At 63.4% G+C, this 257-nt stretch carries 1 pseudogene; it reads left to right on the top strand.

From position 1 onward, the window contains the following. Nucleotides 1-257: pseudogene (locus SB816_RS33110) on the top strand (hypothetical protein); the annotation flags it as partial.

The raw sequence follows: 257 nt of genomic DNA, 5'->3' as shown, positions 1-257 counted from the left end.
CCTGCCCGGCACGATCCGCAGCACGGCCGCGAACGCCGGCTGGCTCGATCTGCGGATGGTGCCCGAGCGCCACAACAACGTGAAGGTGCTGATGCTGCTCGACGTCGGCGGCTCGATGGACGACCACATCAAGCGCACCGAAGAACTGTTCTCGGCCGCGAAGGCCGAGTTCAAGCACCTCGAGTTCTACTATTTCCACAACTGCGTGTACGACCACCTGTGGAAGAACAATCACCGGCGCCAGTCGGAGCGCACCG

Source organism: Achromobacter sp. SIMBA_011, from assembly GCF_046535435.1.
GTDB lineage: Bacteria > Pseudomonadota > Gammaproteobacteria > Burkholderiales > Burkholderiaceae_B > Achromobacter > Achromobacter dolens.
The sequence above is the reverse complement of the archived record's forward strand: the minus strand, read 5'-3'. Positions and strand labels throughout refer to the sequence as shown.